Raw genomic sequence first — 15,234 nt, 5'->3', positions numbered from 1 at the left:
AAAAATACGATAAATACATCATCAATGATGCCGGCTGAACAACTTGCTGCAATGAAGGAACGATTTGAGCAAGGATTAAAGGAAGCAGAACAGCCCTTCCATGGTTGGGATTTTGGATATATTACGGATAGTGGGCGGATGCAGAGTGGTGTGTTGTGCTGGTCTTACGACGAGATGGCACGGAGTTGTATGAAGGATGCGAAGCGAATGCTGGATATGGGCACAGGCGGTGGTGAGCTGCTGTCGAGTCTGCATCCGTTACCGCCATACACTTGTGCAACGGAAGGATACGCCCCAAATATAGCGATTGCGAAGGATCGTCTTAGCCCGTTAGGCGTAAATGTGTATCCTGTAACGGATGATTCTCAGCTTCCTTTTGCAGATGGGGAATTTGATCTAATTCTCAATCGGCATGAATCGTATAATCCACGGGAAGTCTGGCGCTTGCTTTCAGAAGGTGGAGTGTTTCTGACTCAGCAGGTAGGTTGGTCGGATTGCCGTGAGATCAATGATCGATTAGGCATCCCAATGCCATCTGATTATGCTGGATGGGAGCTCGATTTCGCCGTAGATCAGATGGTGAGAAACGGTTTTCACATCTGGAATCAGCGTGAAGCTGCGCCTGTACAGCGTTTCTATGATATCGGGGCTCTGGTTTATTATCTAAACACCATCCCGTGGCAAGTACCAGATTTTACAGTAGAACGATTCCGTGAACCATTATGGGAGATCCATCTGGAAATGGAGCGGCATGGATTCTGGGAAGTGCAACAAAAGCGGTTTATTATAGGTGCAGCCAAGAATAAGTGAAAATGAATCTTGCTTTAAGCGTGATGAGCCTGCCAGACTAAGAATAGGACAAGTCGATTTTAATCCTTCATCAGAGGTATTCTGATGGGGGATTCTTTTGTATTTACATGAAAAATTGAATGCAATTCAGTAGGTCTTAGAACCTAGTCTTAGATTGAGATAAAAAGTACATAGTATAACTGGAGTTGAGGCATAATGGGTGATGGAACAAACGCTCTAACCAATGGATATATCAGGGAAACCAGATAGGACGCGGATTTTTCTTGTGAGGATAAGAGTTGAAATGACTGTAAAACCTGTGTTAAAGTATACGGGTGTAATAAAAGGTTAAAATTTTGACACTTTTAAGAGCACAGCTAAAGTCCTGCTTTTTTAAATAATCATAACAATGAACTTACTTGCATAAGACTCACCATGAGTGAAGTCCGATTCAAATGCGGATTAAGAAGTGCTGAAAAGGAGAGAATCATGAAAGGTTTCAGAGGCAAACGCCAACCGGATCAACACCGGGTACACGAACAATCCGGAGAACACCGGACGGCCGAAGACAAAAACAGCATGAGCATGTCCAACTTCAGTTCAAATAAGAAAAGAATTTTGTCATCGCGCAAATGGATCATTACCGCAACTTGTGGCATTCTGATTGCAGCATCGGTTGGATTCGGAGTTAAGCAATATGTGGCTTCCAATACGGTTCCTTATTATAAGGTTATAGTCAAAGGCACTGAAGTTGGAACCATTGCCAACGAGGCACAACTGCAGCAGTTGTTTGCGAAAAAAACCGAAGAATACCGGGAGAAGTATCCGGATGCAGAGATGGTGCTGAACACAGACGGAATTACAACGGAAACGGTAAGGGCATATAAACCCGAAGTGAACAGCGAGCAAACGCTGGACAAACTGGGCAACATGTTAACGGCTTATGCCAAAGGCGTGGAGCTTAAAGTGAACGGTGAAGTCGTCGGCATTGTGAAGGATCAGGAAACGGCAGACAAGATCCTGCAACAAGTACAGAGCAAATACATACCGGCATCGGCTGTGCGAAGCTCACTGAAAACCAAGTCGGTATCGGCGAATTCTTCTAAAAAAGATAACGGGCCAAGTACAACGTTAAAATCCGTAGACATCAAAGAAGAAGTGACAACGGATACGGTGAAGGCGGACCCGAATAAAATATGGGATGAGTCCGAGGCGGTTAAAGCTTTAACCGTTGGTAAAGACGCGCCTGTAACCTATGTAGTGCGAGAAGGGGATACGATCTCTTCGATCGCAGCCAAATATGAGATTACACAAAGCGAGATTCGCAAACATAACCCGGGTATCAAGGAGACATCCCTCCAGATTGGACAGGAGTTGACTCTGACCGTACCAAAGCCGGCAATCACGGTTAAATCGGTGGAGCAAGTGGTAGAACAGATTGAAGTGAAACCACAGGTTGAGGTGCGCAAAAGTGCTGAGCTGAAGGCAGGTACGACGAAAGTGGTTCGTCCAGGCCAAAGCGGGCTAAAAAATATGCAGTATCGCATCACCAAAGAAAACGGCGAAGTCGTTCGCGAAGAATGGCTGGGTCAGGAAGTTCTCAAAACTGCGGTGACTGAGGTAGTGCTGAGCGGAACTAAAGTGGTTGGCGAAGGCACAGGACAGTTTGCATGGCCTGTATCCAATGCGACGATGAGCAGCAGCTTCGGTCAACGTTGGGGGCGTCAGCACAAAGGTGTCGATCTGGTCGGTAATCGCGATGTGAAATCTGCAGATGAAGGTGTAGTTACTTTTGCAGGCCAAAAGAGCGGTTATGGGAATGTCATCATTATTAACCATCGCAACGGATATGAAACACTTTACGGTCACTTGAATAGCATCAGTGTTGATGTTGGCCAAGTGGTGGAAAAGGGCGACAGTATCGGCGTGATGGGCAATACCGGACGTTCCACAGGAACACATCTGCATTTTGAGATTTTGAAAAATGGTACAGCAGAAAATCCGATGACTTATCTGAATTAAGGATATATCACGATATTGAGTATAGTACACAAGGCATCGCTTCACGATGCTGAGATAAGAACAAGGTCCGCTGTAAAGCTGGCCTTGTTTTTTTGGTGTGAAATATTTCTACAGGAAACGGCTTCCAAGAGGGGGATCGGGATGTGACGGTGCCTCAGGTATGTTAAACTAGAGAGTATAAGTCGTTGACTATATTCAACACACAACATGATATGGACTATAAGCAATACAATAGATTAGAGAGACAGCGCCAGTGGCGGATTAAGCAGGATATAGGGGTGAATTCAGCCGATGCAGGGAAAGATTTTGGTGGTGGACGACGAGCAGCCCATCGCAGATATTCTGAAGTTTAATTTGGAAAAAGAGGGATACGAGGTCATCTGTGCGTTTGATGGTATTCGTGCGGTCGAACTGGCGTTATCCGAGAAACCGGATCTGATGCTTCTGGATCTGATGCTTCCGGGCAAGGACGGGATGGATGTGTGCCGCGAGGTGCGTGCTCATCTGGAGGTCCCGATTATTATGCTGACAGCCAAAGACGGAGAGATCGATAAAGTACTCGGTCTGGAACTAGGCGCAGATGATTATGTAACCAAACCTTTTAGCACACGGGAGTTGCTCGCACGGGTCAAGGCTCAGATGCGCAGACAACAGAAACCTACAGCGATTGTAGAAGCGCCAGAGGAAGAAGGGAAGCAGATCCTGCGGCTGTTTGATCTGGCTTTTGATATGGACATGTATACGGCGTACAAGGGCGGAGAACCGCTTGATCTGACGCATCGGGAATACGAGCTACTCTATTATATGGCCAAGCATTCGGGCAAAGTCATGACACGAGAGCATCTGTTGCAAGCCGTATGGGGATACGAGTATTTTGGAGATGTGCGTACAGTGGATGTGACGATTCGCAGGCTACGGGAGAAGATTGAAGAAAATCCGAGCAAGCCGGAAACGATTCTGACTCGCCGGGGGCTTGGTTATCTCGTGCGCAGTGCCAAAAGCGTGGGGATATAATGGGCCGATTCTCGCAATTTTCGTTCTTTCGAACGATTCAGGCGAAATTAATTATTATATATGTGCTGCTGATTCTAATTGCGATGCAATTGATCGGGGTTTATTTTGTAAGTGCGATGAAGAACTCGCTCACTAGCAACTTTACAGAAGATTTGCAGGCACGGGCAGAGATGCTGTCGGTGTTAGTCGGTCAGACGATGGCTGGTGGAGAAGCGGAGGGTGGAGAGGACAAAACGGAGAACCTGCGTGTCCTGGTAAACAATCTGTTCAACATCAACGGTGCCGAGATTCAGGTGCTGGATGCCAGCGGCAAGGTGCTTACGACTTCGCTAAGTTCACATTCCGATTATATTGGGCGAAAAAATACCCAGACCGTTGTCAGCCGTGCATTGCAAGGCATTCGGGATAATGAGGAATATATCGTAGACGAGGATAATGTCCGCAAAAAAGTCGTGGCCAAGCCGGTTTTAACCGGCGGCAAAATTATTGGTGCAGTCTACATCGCCGCTTCGATGAACGAGCTGTACGCGACGATGGAAGGCATTAACAAGATTTTCATATCCGGTATTCTGATTGCCTTGGTATTAACGGCGGTGCTCGGTGTCATTCTGTCACATACGATCACCCAGCCGATTAAGGAAGTGACAAGGCGGGCAACCGCGGTTGCAGAAGGGAACTTTGATCAGCAGACACCGGTATTTGGCACAGATGAGATTGGTCAGCTTAGCCAGGCATTTAACTATATGACCAGCAGGCTGCGAGATGCTCTTTCCCAGAACGAAGAGGAGAAAGAGAAGCTGACCTCGATCCTGACCAATATGAGTGATGGTGTTGTTGCGACGGATGAGCATGGCAAAGTCATTCTCGTCAACCGCCGTGCCAGCAACATTCTCGGCATGCGCCCATCGGAAATTGAAGGCAGGCACTTTGCTGTCCTGCTGGGTATTGATCCGGAGGACGCGGAAGCACTGGCAAGTGGTTTCACCGGCTCAACATTGCTCCAGATTGCTCCGGCAGGTCAGGAAGAGCCGGTCGTGATTCGCATGACGTTCACTCCTGTACACCGGCGTGAGCTGGGGATCACCGGCACAATTGCGGTACTTCAGGATGTAACGGAGCAGGAAGAACTGGAAAACTCCCGGCGTGAGTTTGTAGCGAATGTATCGCATGAGCTGCGTACACCGCTCACCACGATTAAAAGTTACGCCGAAGCGCTGGATGATGGGGCATTGGAAGACCCGCAGCTGGCGGGACGTTTTGTCGGTGTAATTCAGAATGAGACCGAGCGCATGATCCGTTTGGTGACGGACCTATTGCACCTGTCCAGACTGGATTCCAAGGAAGCGTTGCTACGCAAGCAACCTATCGATATTTTGGAGATGCTGGAGGAAGTCACGGATCGATTCTCCTTCCAGATGCACCAGAAGGACATTCAGTCTGTCTTGTCTGTGGAAAATGATATTCCAGCAGTTCCACTCGATCGGGATCAGATTGATCAGGTTCTGGACAATGTAGTGTCCAACGCATTGAAATATACGCTGGAGGGTGGCACCATTACGATCGCTGCCCGGCGCAGCGATGAGCATACGTTAGCTATCTCCGTATCTGACACAGGTATGGGTATTCCGCAGCGTGATCTGGATCGGATATTTGAGCGTTTTTACCGCGTTGACAAAGCACGCTCTCGCAGCATGGGGGGCACAGGGCTTGGATTGTCCATTGCCCGGGAAATTGTAAAAGCTCACGATGGAAGCATCTCTCTTGAGTCTGAGGTAGACGTTGGCACAACGGTAACGTTCACATTGCCAATGCGTGATAAGGGAGGTGAGCACCTTGAAGGAACGGATTAAATCTCTGGTGCTCGCTTCACTGGTTGCAGCCAGTCTGATCCAGAGTTATTTCCTGATCTATCGTCTTCCTGGGGGCGGTGACTCTGTGGTGACCTCGGAGACAAACTACGTGAAGACCGAAAATATGGGTCAAGAGCGTAATATTGAGGAGTTAATTTTCCCGAATCAGATGATTATTCATCTGGGTCAGGATAAACATACGGTGTTTTACCCTGGCAACACGTTCTATCAATTGATCTATTCCAGGCTGAAAGGCCGGACGTTCGAGGATTTCCAGCGTCGCAATGTGCAGTCGGTGAATTGGGATCAGATTCGTAAGGAGAGTCCCGGCTTTGAGTTGTCGTTTAAGGAAGGCATGCCAGTGGCCTTGTTACAGCGAGTGATGCGCTTAGGAACAGATTCTCTTTTTCAAGGAGAGACAATCAACCGTATCGCTATATATACAACTCCAGATGAGACAAAGGCTCATGCGCTTTTTTTCAGTGCCAAGGGAGATGTGGTCTATGAGGCCACACAGGCGGATTTGACGGTGCAGGATGTGCAGCAACATGTCGATTTTGGGACGAGCTGGACACCGTACACGCTAATGGAAGGCGGATATTATATTCCGACGCAGGCACTGGATACGATTGAGGCAGATGTGCCGACAGGGCAGTTCACGGTAGAGCAGATGCAGCGCAGTCTGTTCACTGATCCAAGCATGACCCGGAATATTCGGGAAAAAGATGGATCAGAGATTTATACCGATAGCAAACGTAGTCTGCAAGTGAAGCAGGAGCAACGCTGGATCAGCTATACAGACCCGGCGGCACCGCCAGCTGGACAGAGTGATGCGTCCAAGGACGCACTGTTTGCGGTTGACTTTGTCAATCAGCATGGTGGCTGGAAAGGGCGCTCACGCATGATGCTCAAATCAGCTGACAACAAAACGAAGTTGCAGTTCCAGCAGTATTACGGCAGTTACCCAATCTTGGATTCGATGCAATTCCGTTTCGGCACGATCAACATGGAAATGCAGCAGGAGACGGTATCTAGTTATGAACGATCTTTGGAATATTTGAACGAAGGTGCGGAGACGAAGAAGTCCATCAAGTTGCCCGGCGGGGATAAACTGAAAAATCTGATCCGCAAAGTAGCGGGTGAAAACCGCAAAGTCGTGGATGTATACCCGGCATATCGTCCATCTGCGATGGAGGACGGGTTGCGGCTGATCCCGGTTTGGGTGATCCGCTTTGGCAACGGTGAGGAAACGACGGTGTCTTAGCAGAACACAAGAAGGATGTTATCCTTCTATAAACAGGAAAATTAGAAGCTGGGACTAAATCGAAAGCATTTATGCGCGGCTGGAATTCTAACGATCACCAGAGACGTTATATGCTAGACTTGCGACGTTTTGAAAACCTAACGATCACCACAGACGCTATTTCGGTGGAAATGAGCTAATTATGGCTGAAAAGTCTGAATTTACGCGAAATAAGGCTTCTCCTGATCGTTAGAATTAAAATGAGCCTGAAATGGGGCAAATAAGGTTCCTGGTGATCGTTAGCCTGAAGGGGCCATCGGCATAGAGGTAAACAAAGCCAAGCCAAAACAAGTCAAACCAAGCCAAGCAAAACCAAAGTCACATAAGACAAAATGAGCCCAAACAAACTCTAAGTAGCTGAACAAGAAGGCGAAACGTGTGACTGGCTACTGGTTATTAGGATACGAGGATGCGTTGGCAACGTGGAAGCAAGGATATATTAGGCGATCAGGTAAATAAGGAGGTGAATGGTCTGGATTGGGGACGGGCGAAAAATGTATTAATATATGCATTTCTGCTGCTGAATCTGGTGCTGGGATATCAGATCTGGATGGATGCACGCGAGACGGCCGGAGCCAATCTGGATTTCACCTCGCTCGCAGATAATACACAGCAGGCGATGGAAGAGAAAGGCATCCAGGTGCTGGCACCGATTCCGAATGAGACGCCGAAGCTGCCGAAGTTGTCCTATGAGTTTACCGAAGAGGATAAGTCGGGGATTGAAGTGGAGCTGGAGGAGCCGGTGGACAGCAAGCTGATCTTCTCGCCAAGCGAGCTGGCGGACGCGCTGCAGGCGGAGATTCCGCAAATCGGCACGTACCGGCTGGATCAGCTGATGGCGGAAGATGGGGCTTTTGTGCTCCACCCGCTGGTGGACGGCAAATGGCCGCTCTTTAACGTGAGTCTGGAGCTGTTCTACAGCGATCAGAAAATCACGGGTTATCATCAGACTCCCGTGCGGATTACGACCGCCGAGGAGAGCGATCAGCAGGTACTTCCGGCGTCAAAGGCGCTGGGAACGCTGATCGAAAACTTTTTGCCAAACAATGCAATTGTGAAAGACATACAGCTGGGCTATTACGGCCAGTTGTTCAATTCAGATATACAGGTAGCGATGCCGGCATGGCGGTTCGTGCTGGAAAGTGGCGAAGTGTTGTACGTGCAGGGCATCAGTGGGGATGTATTCAGTCCCAAGTCAGATAAACCAGGGGAGTAATGCGTTATGGGGATATATTTTACGGTGTTATCCAGTGGTTCGACAGGTAATGCCACAGTCATTCAGCATGGGGGCACTTCACTCATGATTGATGCGGGTCTTAGCGCGAAGCGGCTGGAGGCATTGTTTCTGGAACGGGAGATTTCGGGAACGGAACTGGATGGCATTCTGGTGACACATGAACATTCGGATCATATTAAAGGACTAGGCGCGATGTCTCGGAAATATAATTTACCGATCTATGCAAATACGAATACGTGGGCGGCTTTGGAGAAGTCGGTCGGAGCAATTCCCGAGGAGAACCGGCGGATTTTTGAAACGGGTGAAAAGCATGATTTTGGCTCGCTGCGCGTAGAGTCGTTCGGTATTTCGCATGATGCGGCTGAACCGGTAGGTTATACATTCGACGATGGTAGCGAGAAGCTGTCTGTGGCAACAGACCTCGGTTATATGAGCGACAAGGTTCGCGATGCGATCTCGGACTCGGATGTGCTTGTGCTGGAGGCGAATCATGATGTCGAATTGCTCCGCATGGGGCGGTATCCGTGGAACACCAAGCGCCGGATTTTGAGTGACATCGGGCATTTGTCGAACGAAGCCGCAGGTGCGGCGCTTAGTGAACTGATGAACGGACGTATCAAACGTACGTATCTGGCACATCTCAGCCGGGATCATAATATGATGGATTTGGCTAAAATGTCGGTGCGTGATGCGATGGAAAGCCGTGGCTGTTTTTATCGGGATCATGAGTTCAAGCTCTGTGATACGTATTATGATCGTCCTACACCATGGGATAGGGTGGGTGAGCCATAAAGCTGTCCAGTTCGGCGGCTTTGCGCTCCACTTCCTCGCGTGTGAGGATGCCTTTATCAATAAGCAGTTCAATGATGGTGCTGAGCGCCAGTGTGTTACGATAATGTTCTTCTTTGAGATCAGCCAGCTTGGCCGCCATATGAACTTCGTCCATAGCTGTGAGTGTTCGCGTGCGTTCCATTGTGGAATCCTCCTTCATTCTATGAAGCTTTGAATTGTTCTTTTACTATTATTGTAGTCAGGCTGGGTGGAAAACATTCCTCTTTTTGCCGCTAACATTCTCCGGGCGGGATGTGTATGCTGAAATTGTAGCTGTACCGCTTGTAATTTGGAATGAGTTGGGATGGAAAAAGTTTAATGAATTCGAAAGAATAACGCTTAGCGTATCCCATTTTGTGGTGATAGATAGTATGGACCTTTATTGTTAAGGGAGTTATCGCGAAAATTTACGTTTATTTACGTAATTATGCAACTTTTTGGGATATAAAGTGTTTAGTATATAAGGAGTATTATGATTTTGGCTGTTTTTGCGTATGAAATGGAATCTCGAATCTCGCAATAGGCGAGAGCATGATTGATAGAGCACACGGATGCAGTGCCATCCTGTTGTATATATACGTTCGTTCCGGGCCTTGTTCGGGAATGTAGCGATGTGCAAGACCATTTTGTTAAAAAGCAAAAAGGCATGGGGAAACAGGGAGTTTCACTGGTCATCCATGCAATAACTTGGGCGGCAGTCAGGGTCTTGATGCGTGACAACGAAGGGGAGAGGATCACGATGGGATTGTTTGGAGACGATTTTTATTCAACCAAGGTATCAAGACGCGCCGAACCTGAACAGAAAGGCAAACTTCAGATCATCCGCCCGGGAGGCGGAAAACGCGCACGTGATCGCTGGAGCAATCCGCGTAGATCACGCTCGGAATTCAGTTCTACCGTCAAGGTAGCTGTGATCAGTTCGGTGATTAGCTCCATCGTGACGGTTACGCTGTTCAGCTTCATCAGCCAGCCTGCAACGCAATTACCTCTGGCGAATGCGGCAGGTCAAGGTAGTGGAACTGCACAGACCGCACAGGTCGCTGATCCTTACGACCGCATCATCAACGCGGCGGCAGAAGTACGTCCTTCTGTTGTCAGCATCGTGAATCATAAAACAGGCAGTAGCCTGTCGATGGAAGATTCCGCGCTGGGGTCTGGGGTTATTTTCAAAAAAGAAGATGGCAAAGCCTACATTATGACCAATCACCACGTCGTGGAAGGTGCCAGTGATCTGGAGATCGTGACGGTGGACGGGGAAACACATAAAGCCAAACTGGTAGGTAAAGACCGGGTGAGTGACATCGCGGTACTGTCAACGGACGACAAAGGCCTCGGAGCGGCGGCAGAAATCGGTGATTCCAGCAAGCTGCAACGCGGCCAGACGGTGCTGGCGATCGGTAACCCGCTGGGACTTGGGGGTACGCTGACCTCGGGAATCGTTAGTTACACAGATCGGATTTTGCCTGTATCCATTAATCAGGATGGGGTATATGACTGGGAGCAAAACGTCATTCAGACGGATGCAGCCATTAACGAAGGCAACAGCGGCGGAGCACTGGTTGATCTGAATGGCAAGGTTGTAGGCATCAACACGATGAAAATTTCGGATACCGGCGTTGAGGGTCTCGGCTTCGCGATTCCGATGAACGAAGTGATGAAAACGGTGGATTCCCTTTTGCTGAACGGCAAAGTATCCCGTCCTTATCTTGGCGTGTACACCGTTGATCTGAGCAATCCGTATGCTCCACTGGATGATGATCAGCGCAAGGACCTCAAACTGCCATCCCACGTGGATAGCGGTGTGGTCGTACTCGAGGCTTCCGGCCCGGCATCCGAGGCAGGCATGAAGCTGAACGATGTGATTACGGAATTTGATGGGCAAAAAATCACCTCCACGCTGGACCTGCGGAAATTCCTGTACGATAAGAAAAAGATCGGCGATTCAATAGAGGTCTCATTCTATCGGGATGGCAAAGCGGAGAAAGTTTCTGTGAAGCTGACGGATAAGCCGGAGTAAGGCTTGATGAGTTTATGAAGTTTGTGGGGCTGTGACAGTGGAGCATGAGGTGCAGGTTGTTTCACTGAAATGATCATATGTCATGGAACATGGTCATACTGATAAGGTGATCATGAGTCAAGATGAGAGTGGAGAGAGTGATCAGAATATCTGACCACTCTTTTTATGTTAGTGGAGCATGAGGTAGAAGCTAAGGGTAGGGCAGAACACAACTATATAAGTTGAACTATTCTTTTACACGTTAACGAAGAGGACAGAAAAAACCTGGAAAAGCGAAGCGCTCGCCTGAAAGCTTTCTGCAAGAAAGCTACATCGGAAGCATACGCTTATCACCGGATTTTCCCTTTGGAAAAGGGAATTAAAAAAAATCTGGGGATAACCGCTACTTTCCAGGTTATTCTGTCATCGGAGTGGACTGTGTAAAATCTTTAGTTCAATTTATATAGACAGAAAGACTTGGAGCGAAAGGCGCAGATACATTTGTTCGCCTGTATGGTAAACTGTTCTTAATGTGTTTACATAGATCGTTGTTGCAAATAACAGCTGGATAACGTGTGATCTGGCTAGCTAATCTGAAAATGGAGGGATTCGGAGATGAATCTGTTGAAGAAAAAAGTACTTGGAGGAACAAGCTTGGCACTATCGATGCTGTTGTTATCTGCTTGTGGATCGGAGAGCACACCAGCTGCATCAGTAGATACGAGCGCGTTGCAGGAGAAGATTGCTGGCCTGGAGAAAAAGCTGACCGAGCAGGGAATTAAAAGCGATGAGCAGGCGCAGAAAATTGCTGCACTTGAGAAAAAGCTGAATGAATTTGGTACAGCTGGCGTTGCTGGACAAGGGACGGGTGGCAAAACACCGACAGCTGGAGGAAACAACGGATCTGCTGGAAAAGGAGACGGGGTACTGATTACGTTTGCCCAGTATGAGAAGCTGGAGGTTGGCATGACCGTGGAAGAGGTCATCAATATTCTAGGCGGTGAAGGTGAAGCACTAAGTGAAGCCGAGAACATGGTGGTGTACAACTATAAAGGCACAGCTGGCAACGGCGGCAACGCGGTAATTGCTTTTCAAGGCGGGAAACTGCTTACGAAAGCTCAGTCGGGATTGGAGTAGGCTGGTAGCTGAGGAGTAAGGTTAAGGATAGAGCAAAGGTAACGACAAGGGTAGAGTAAGGATGAAAGTAAGAGCGTGAATGCGCTTGGAGTTAAATTAAAGTTGAAGCATTCCAGCAAGGATACCTGTGGGTGGGTATTGTTGAGGGGGTGCTTTTTTATACGCGGTGGTGTGCCTTGGTATCTTAGGTGCTATAGGAAATAATTCTGGTTTTTGAGTTTGGTAAGACAGAAGAGGGCAAGATATATCTGCTAATGCTAAGAGGAAGGCTTTTCGGTGTAAGAGTGGCAAGTTTTTGCGCCGATCTGCGAGGTGGGGGTTTCTTTTCCGCGGCAGGTGTGATAGAACTGAGAAGTGGCTATCCTGTAATGGGATAAGCGGTTGTGAATCGGGAACATAGCTGGTGACAGAAAGGATGCTTGACGGATGTACGTTGTATGCAAAGAACACGTGGACATTGCCATCGACATGTTTGTGGATGAATATGAGGACGCTCCAGATATCGTGGATCTGAAGGAGACGGAATTTGCCGACTGGGACCCGCCTGCCAAATGCGCTGAGTGCGATCAGCACGCGGAATTCCTTGTCGTTTAGCGTACTGTAGAGCAGGCCGCCAGGGGTGCTATTGGATGTTGCTATGGGATATCGTTGGCATGGCGTAGTAGCGTAGCGGTAGTGCTTCTGGCGTTAGACTTGGTTCGATCCGGTATGAACATCACAGCAAGGTGCAGAGAGAGCGTGTTGAGCGCTCTTTTTGCGTTTGTAGGGAGCGAGCGGCTGTGGCATGGGAGATTTTAAAAGTGGGCGATTCGAGCTGAATAAGGTTTGTGGTGATCGTTAGAGTTTTGGAATGAACTTGGTTTGCATGAACGATGCGATTGAAGCATCTAACATATAGATGGATGGCAAGACGACGATTCAGGAGGAATGATGAGATGTTAATTCAAATTATTGGCGTAGGCAAATTGAAGGAAAAATATTTAACGCTGGGCATTCAGGAATATGCCAAGCGGCTCGCCCCGTACATCAAGTTTCAGATGATCGAGGTCGCAGACGAGAAAGCGCCCGATACCCTGAGCGAAGCTGAGGTGCGGGCGGTAAAAGAGCGCGAGGGCGAACGCATCCTCGCGCATCTGAAGAGCGAGGCGCATGTCGTCGCGCTCGCACTGGATGGCCAGCTCTGGAGTTCAGAGGAGCTGGCTGTAGAGATCGACAAGCTCGGCACATATGGGACGAGCCATGTCGTGTTTGTCATCGGAGGAAGCCATGGGCTCTCCGATGAGGTGTTGCGCCGCGCGAAGCAGCGCTTAAGCTTCGGGCGCATGACCCTGCCGCATCAGCTTATGCGGCTGGTGCTGGTGGAACAGATTTATCGTGCAGTGAAGATAAATCGGGGTGAACCATACCACAAGTAAGGGAGAAATTTCTACATTTTATACTTTCCGAGCGTGGAAGTGTACCCACTTCGTGAGGAGGGACTGCCCTGCCTATTGGTTATAAAGACTGTCACACAAGCAAGTGAGAGTTCTTTCATTAAGTAATCAATTAAATTTTTAATTTTATATGATACCATGTAAACTGAATTTGAATGAAGAGCGAGGAGAAATACTAGGTCTCAGCCCTCAAGCACTTTTTATAAAAAGAAATGTCGCCTAAGTAAGTCTCTATTTTTAATCTATATAGGATTTGAAAAATCTACAGTAAATAAAAGGATAGATATAAGGCCGATTATAAAAAAAGAGGTGATTGTTTGAACTCATCAAAAAATCGCGTCCAATTAATTGATGGGCTACGTGGATTCAGTCTGATAGGCATTGTGTTGGCGAATATGCTGGCTTTCCAATACGGAATGTTTGGACAGAGTGAACCCCAACTGTTAGGAATCGATGGTGCAGACCGCACTCTTCACTCCTTACTTCTTATCACTGTGGTGGGTAGTTTTATGCCGATTTTTGCATTTATGTTCGGTTTTGGAATGATTAAGCTGGCTGAAAGTCTAGAATCACGAGATTTACGACCGAAATACCATTTGGCTCGTCGTTTCCTACTGTTGTTGGTTACTGGGATACTTCACATAACTTATCTATGGGAAGGGGATATCTTGACGATCTACGGTGTACTCGGATTCTTCTTGCTTCTGTTTCTAAATCGAAATCCAAAAACGTTATTTATCTTGGCGTTAATGCTACTCACCGGAGTTGGATTGCTGGATATTCTGAAGTTCAATCCAATGAATCCAATTGCTGATGTATCGACACATATGGAGAGTTATATCATACAGAGTCAGAATGTTTTTGGAAACGGTAGCTACACAGAGATTAGAGATTTTAGTAATAGTGTTAGTCCATTCGGTGGGGAGTCGGATAAAGGGATACTCCTGTTAGCCTTGGTGTTAGCTCCTCTTATGACACTACCAATGTTTCTGCTTGGCATGCGTGCTGCTAGAATTGGTACATTTAATGATCCACTAGCGATGCGATCTATGTATATTCGCCGTGCTTTGTTTCTGCTACCAATCGGTTTGCTGCTTAAAGTTTATAGTGTGCTACGACCCAAATTCAATGCCGAAGACTGGTTGTGCATCGAATTTGGATCGATGTTGGGAGGGATACTGCTCGCACTAGGCTACATTTACTTGTTTGCTCTACTTTATTCTGTAAACAGTCGAGCTAGTATATTCGTCAAGTTCGAGGCGGTTGGTCGTCTCTCATTGACCAATTATCTAATGCAGAGTGTAATCTGTACAACGATTTATTATGGATATGGATTGGGGCTGTTTGGCCGTGCTGGAGTATTTGCTGGAGTGATTATTGCACTCTCTGTATATGGTATTCAATTATTGTTCAGTCATCTATATCTCAAAAAATTTAGTAGCGGACCAGTGGAATATGTCCTAAGGATTGGGACATATATGTCCTTGAGAGGGAAGCCAAGAAAAAAGGAATGAAATCACCAAACTTCTCCAAAAGCAATGTGTTGAATCGTTCTGAAACAAACAAAAGGCTCGTATAAGTAGGATAATTTACTCTCCCTACGTAATTACGAGCCTTTACGT

General features: G+C 47.6%; 13 protein-coding genes. 12 read left to right on the top strand and 1 reads right to left on the bottom strand.

Annotation, left to right across the window (positions count from 1 at the left end; genetic code table 11):
* Positions 1-51: 51 nt before the first annotated feature.
* The 7 genes from J2T16_RS16480 to J2T16_RS16450 all read left to right on the top strand — a co-directional run bounded on the left by J2T16_RS16480 (position 52) and on the right by J2T16_RS16450 (position 9,007).
* A complete protein-coding gene (locus J2T16_RS16480; RefSeq protein WP_499018811.1) occupies positions 52-810 on the top strand; it encodes a class I SAM-dependent methyltransferase in 759 nt (252 codons plus the stop codon).
* A gap of 468 nt (positions 811-1,278) precedes the next feature.
* On the top strand, positions 1,279-2,811 hold the full coding sequence (locus tag J2T16_RS16475) for a peptidoglycan DD-metalloendopeptidase family protein (protein ID WP_154960427.1): 1,533 nt from the start codon (positions 1,279-1,281) through the stop codon (positions 2,809-2,811).
* A 291-nt stretch (positions 2,812-3,102) separates the two neighbouring features.
* Positions 3,103-3,825 (top strand): response regulator YycF, encoded by a 723-nt coding sequence (gene yycF, locus J2T16_RS16470; protein ID WP_154889677.1) that lies wholly within the window; start codon positions 3,103-3,105, stop codon positions 3,823-3,825.
* Positions 3,825-5,675 (top strand): cell wall metabolism sensor histidine kinase WalK, encoded by a 1,851-nt coding sequence (gene walK / locus J2T16_RS16465; RefSeq protein ID WP_499018792.1) that lies wholly within the window; start codon positions 3,825-3,827, stop codon positions 5,673-5,675. Before yycF ends, walK begins: the two co-directional genes overlap by 1 nt.
* Positions 5,659-6,939: a two-component system activity regulator YycH gene (locus tag J2T16_RS16460; protein ID WP_154960430.1), complete on the top strand. Its 1,281-nt coding sequence runs from the start codon at positions 5,659-5,661 to the stop codon at positions 6,937-6,939. The genes walK and J2T16_RS16460 overlap by 17 nt, the downstream gene beginning before the upstream one ends.
* Positions 6,940-7,450: 511 nt before the next feature.
* Positions 7,451-8,194: a two-component system regulatory protein YycI gene (gene yycI, locus J2T16_RS16455; RefSeq protein ID WP_090923623.1), complete on the top strand. Its 744-nt coding sequence runs from the start codon at positions 7,451-7,453 to the stop codon at positions 8,192-8,194.
* 6 nt (positions 8,195-8,200) lie between these two features.
* Positions 8,201-9,007: an MBL fold metallo-hydrolase gene (locus tag J2T16_RS16450; RefSeq protein ID WP_090923565.1), complete on the top strand. Its 807-nt coding sequence runs from the start codon at positions 8,201-8,203 to the stop codon at positions 9,005-9,007.
* Here the strand turns inward: J2T16_RS16450 and J2T16_RS16445 are convergent.
* Positions 8,976-9,188 carry a hypothetical protein gene (locus J2T16_RS16445; RefSeq protein WP_090923564.1) on the bottom strand — a complete coding sequence of 71 codons (213 nt, stop codon included), beginning with the start codon at positions 9,186-9,188 and terminating at the stop codon, positions 8,976-8,978. The genes J2T16_RS16450 and J2T16_RS16445 overlap by 32 nt on opposite strands.
* Before the next feature lie 597 nt (positions 9,189-9,785).
* Here J2T16_RS16445 and J2T16_RS16440 point away from each other — a divergent pair.
* The 5 genes from J2T16_RS16440 (at position 9,786) to J2T16_RS16420 (ending at position 15,126) form a co-directional block, all read left to right on the top strand.
* Entirely contained in the window at positions 9,786-11,063 is a 1,278-nt protein-coding gene (locus tag J2T16_RS16440) for a S1C family serine protease (RefSeq protein WP_154890313.1), read from the top strand.
* A gap of 594 nt (positions 11,064-11,657) precedes the next feature.
* Positions 11,658-12,179: a hypothetical protein gene (locus J2T16_RS16435; protein WP_260510742.1), complete on the top strand. Its 522-nt coding sequence runs from the start codon at positions 11,658-11,660 to the stop codon at positions 12,177-12,179.
* 426 nt (positions 12,180-12,605) lie between these two features.
* Entirely contained in the window at positions 12,606-12,773 is a 168-nt protein-coding gene (locus tag J2T16_RS16430) for a CxxH/CxxC protein (protein WP_090923561.1), read from the top strand.
* 341 nt (positions 12,774-13,114) lie between these two features.
* Entirely contained in the window at positions 13,115-13,594 is a 480-nt protein-coding gene (gene rlmH / locus J2T16_RS16425; protein WP_154889685.1) for a 23S rRNA (pseudouridine(1915)-N(3))-methyltransferase RlmH, read from the top strand.
* 335 nt (positions 13,595-13,929) lie between these two features.
* Entirely contained in the window at positions 13,930-15,126 is a 1,197-nt protein-coding gene (locus J2T16_RS16420; RefSeq protein ID WP_154889687.1) for a DUF418 domain-containing protein, read from the top strand.
* The last annotated feature ends 108 nt before the right edge of the window (positions 15,127-15,234 follow it).

This window comes from Paenibacillus intestini, from assembly GCF_030803945.1.
GTDB classification, from domain to species: domain Bacteria; phylum Bacillota; class Bacilli; order Paenibacillales; family Paenibacillaceae; genus Paenibacillus; species Paenibacillus polysaccharolyticus.
Note: the sequence above shows the minus strand (reverse complement) of the source record. Positions and strands in the feature narration are given on the sequence as shown.

What these genes read in the sequence shown, in the direction of transcription:
- rlmH (WP_154889685.1), top strand. Translation starts at nt 13,115, where the DNA reads ATGTTAATTCAAATTATTGGCGTAGGCAAATTGAAGGAAAAATATTTA.
- J2T16_RS16450 (WP_090923565.1), top strand. Translation starts at nt 8,201, where the DNA reads ATGGGGATATATTTTACGGTGTTATCCAGTGGTTCGACAGGTAATGCC.
- J2T16_RS16475 (WP_154960427.1), top strand. Translation starts at nt 1,279, where the DNA reads ATGAAAGGTTTCAGAGGCAAACGCCAACCGGATCAACACCGGGTACAC.
- J2T16_RS16480 (WP_499018811.1), top strand. Translation starts at nt 52, where the DNA reads ATGAAGGAACGATTTGAGCAAGGATTAAAGGAAGCAGAACAGCCCTTC.
- J2T16_RS16440 (WP_154890313.1), top strand. Translation starts at nt 9,786, where the DNA reads ATGGGATTGTTTGGAGACGATTTTTATTCAACCAAGGTATCAAGACGC.
- J2T16_RS16435 (WP_260510742.1), top strand. Translation starts at nt 11,658, where the DNA reads ATGAATCTGTTGAAGAAAAAAGTACTTGGAGGAACAAGCTTGGCACTA.
- walK (WP_499018792.1), top strand. Translation starts at nt 3,825, where the DNA reads ATGGGCCGATTCTCGCAATTTTCGTTCTTTCGAACGATTCAGGCGAAA.
- J2T16_RS16445 (WP_090923564.1), bottom strand. Translation starts at nt 9,188, where the DNA reads ATGGAACGCACGCGAACACTCACAGCTATGGACGAAGTTCATATGGCG.
- J2T16_RS16430 (WP_090923561.1), top strand. Translation starts at nt 12,606, where the DNA reads ATGTACGTTGTATGCAAAGAACACGTGGACATTGCCATCGACATGTTT.
- yycF (WP_154889677.1), top strand. Translation starts at nt 3,103, where the DNA reads ATGCAGGGAAAGATTTTGGTGGTGGACGACGAGCAGCCCATCGCAGAT.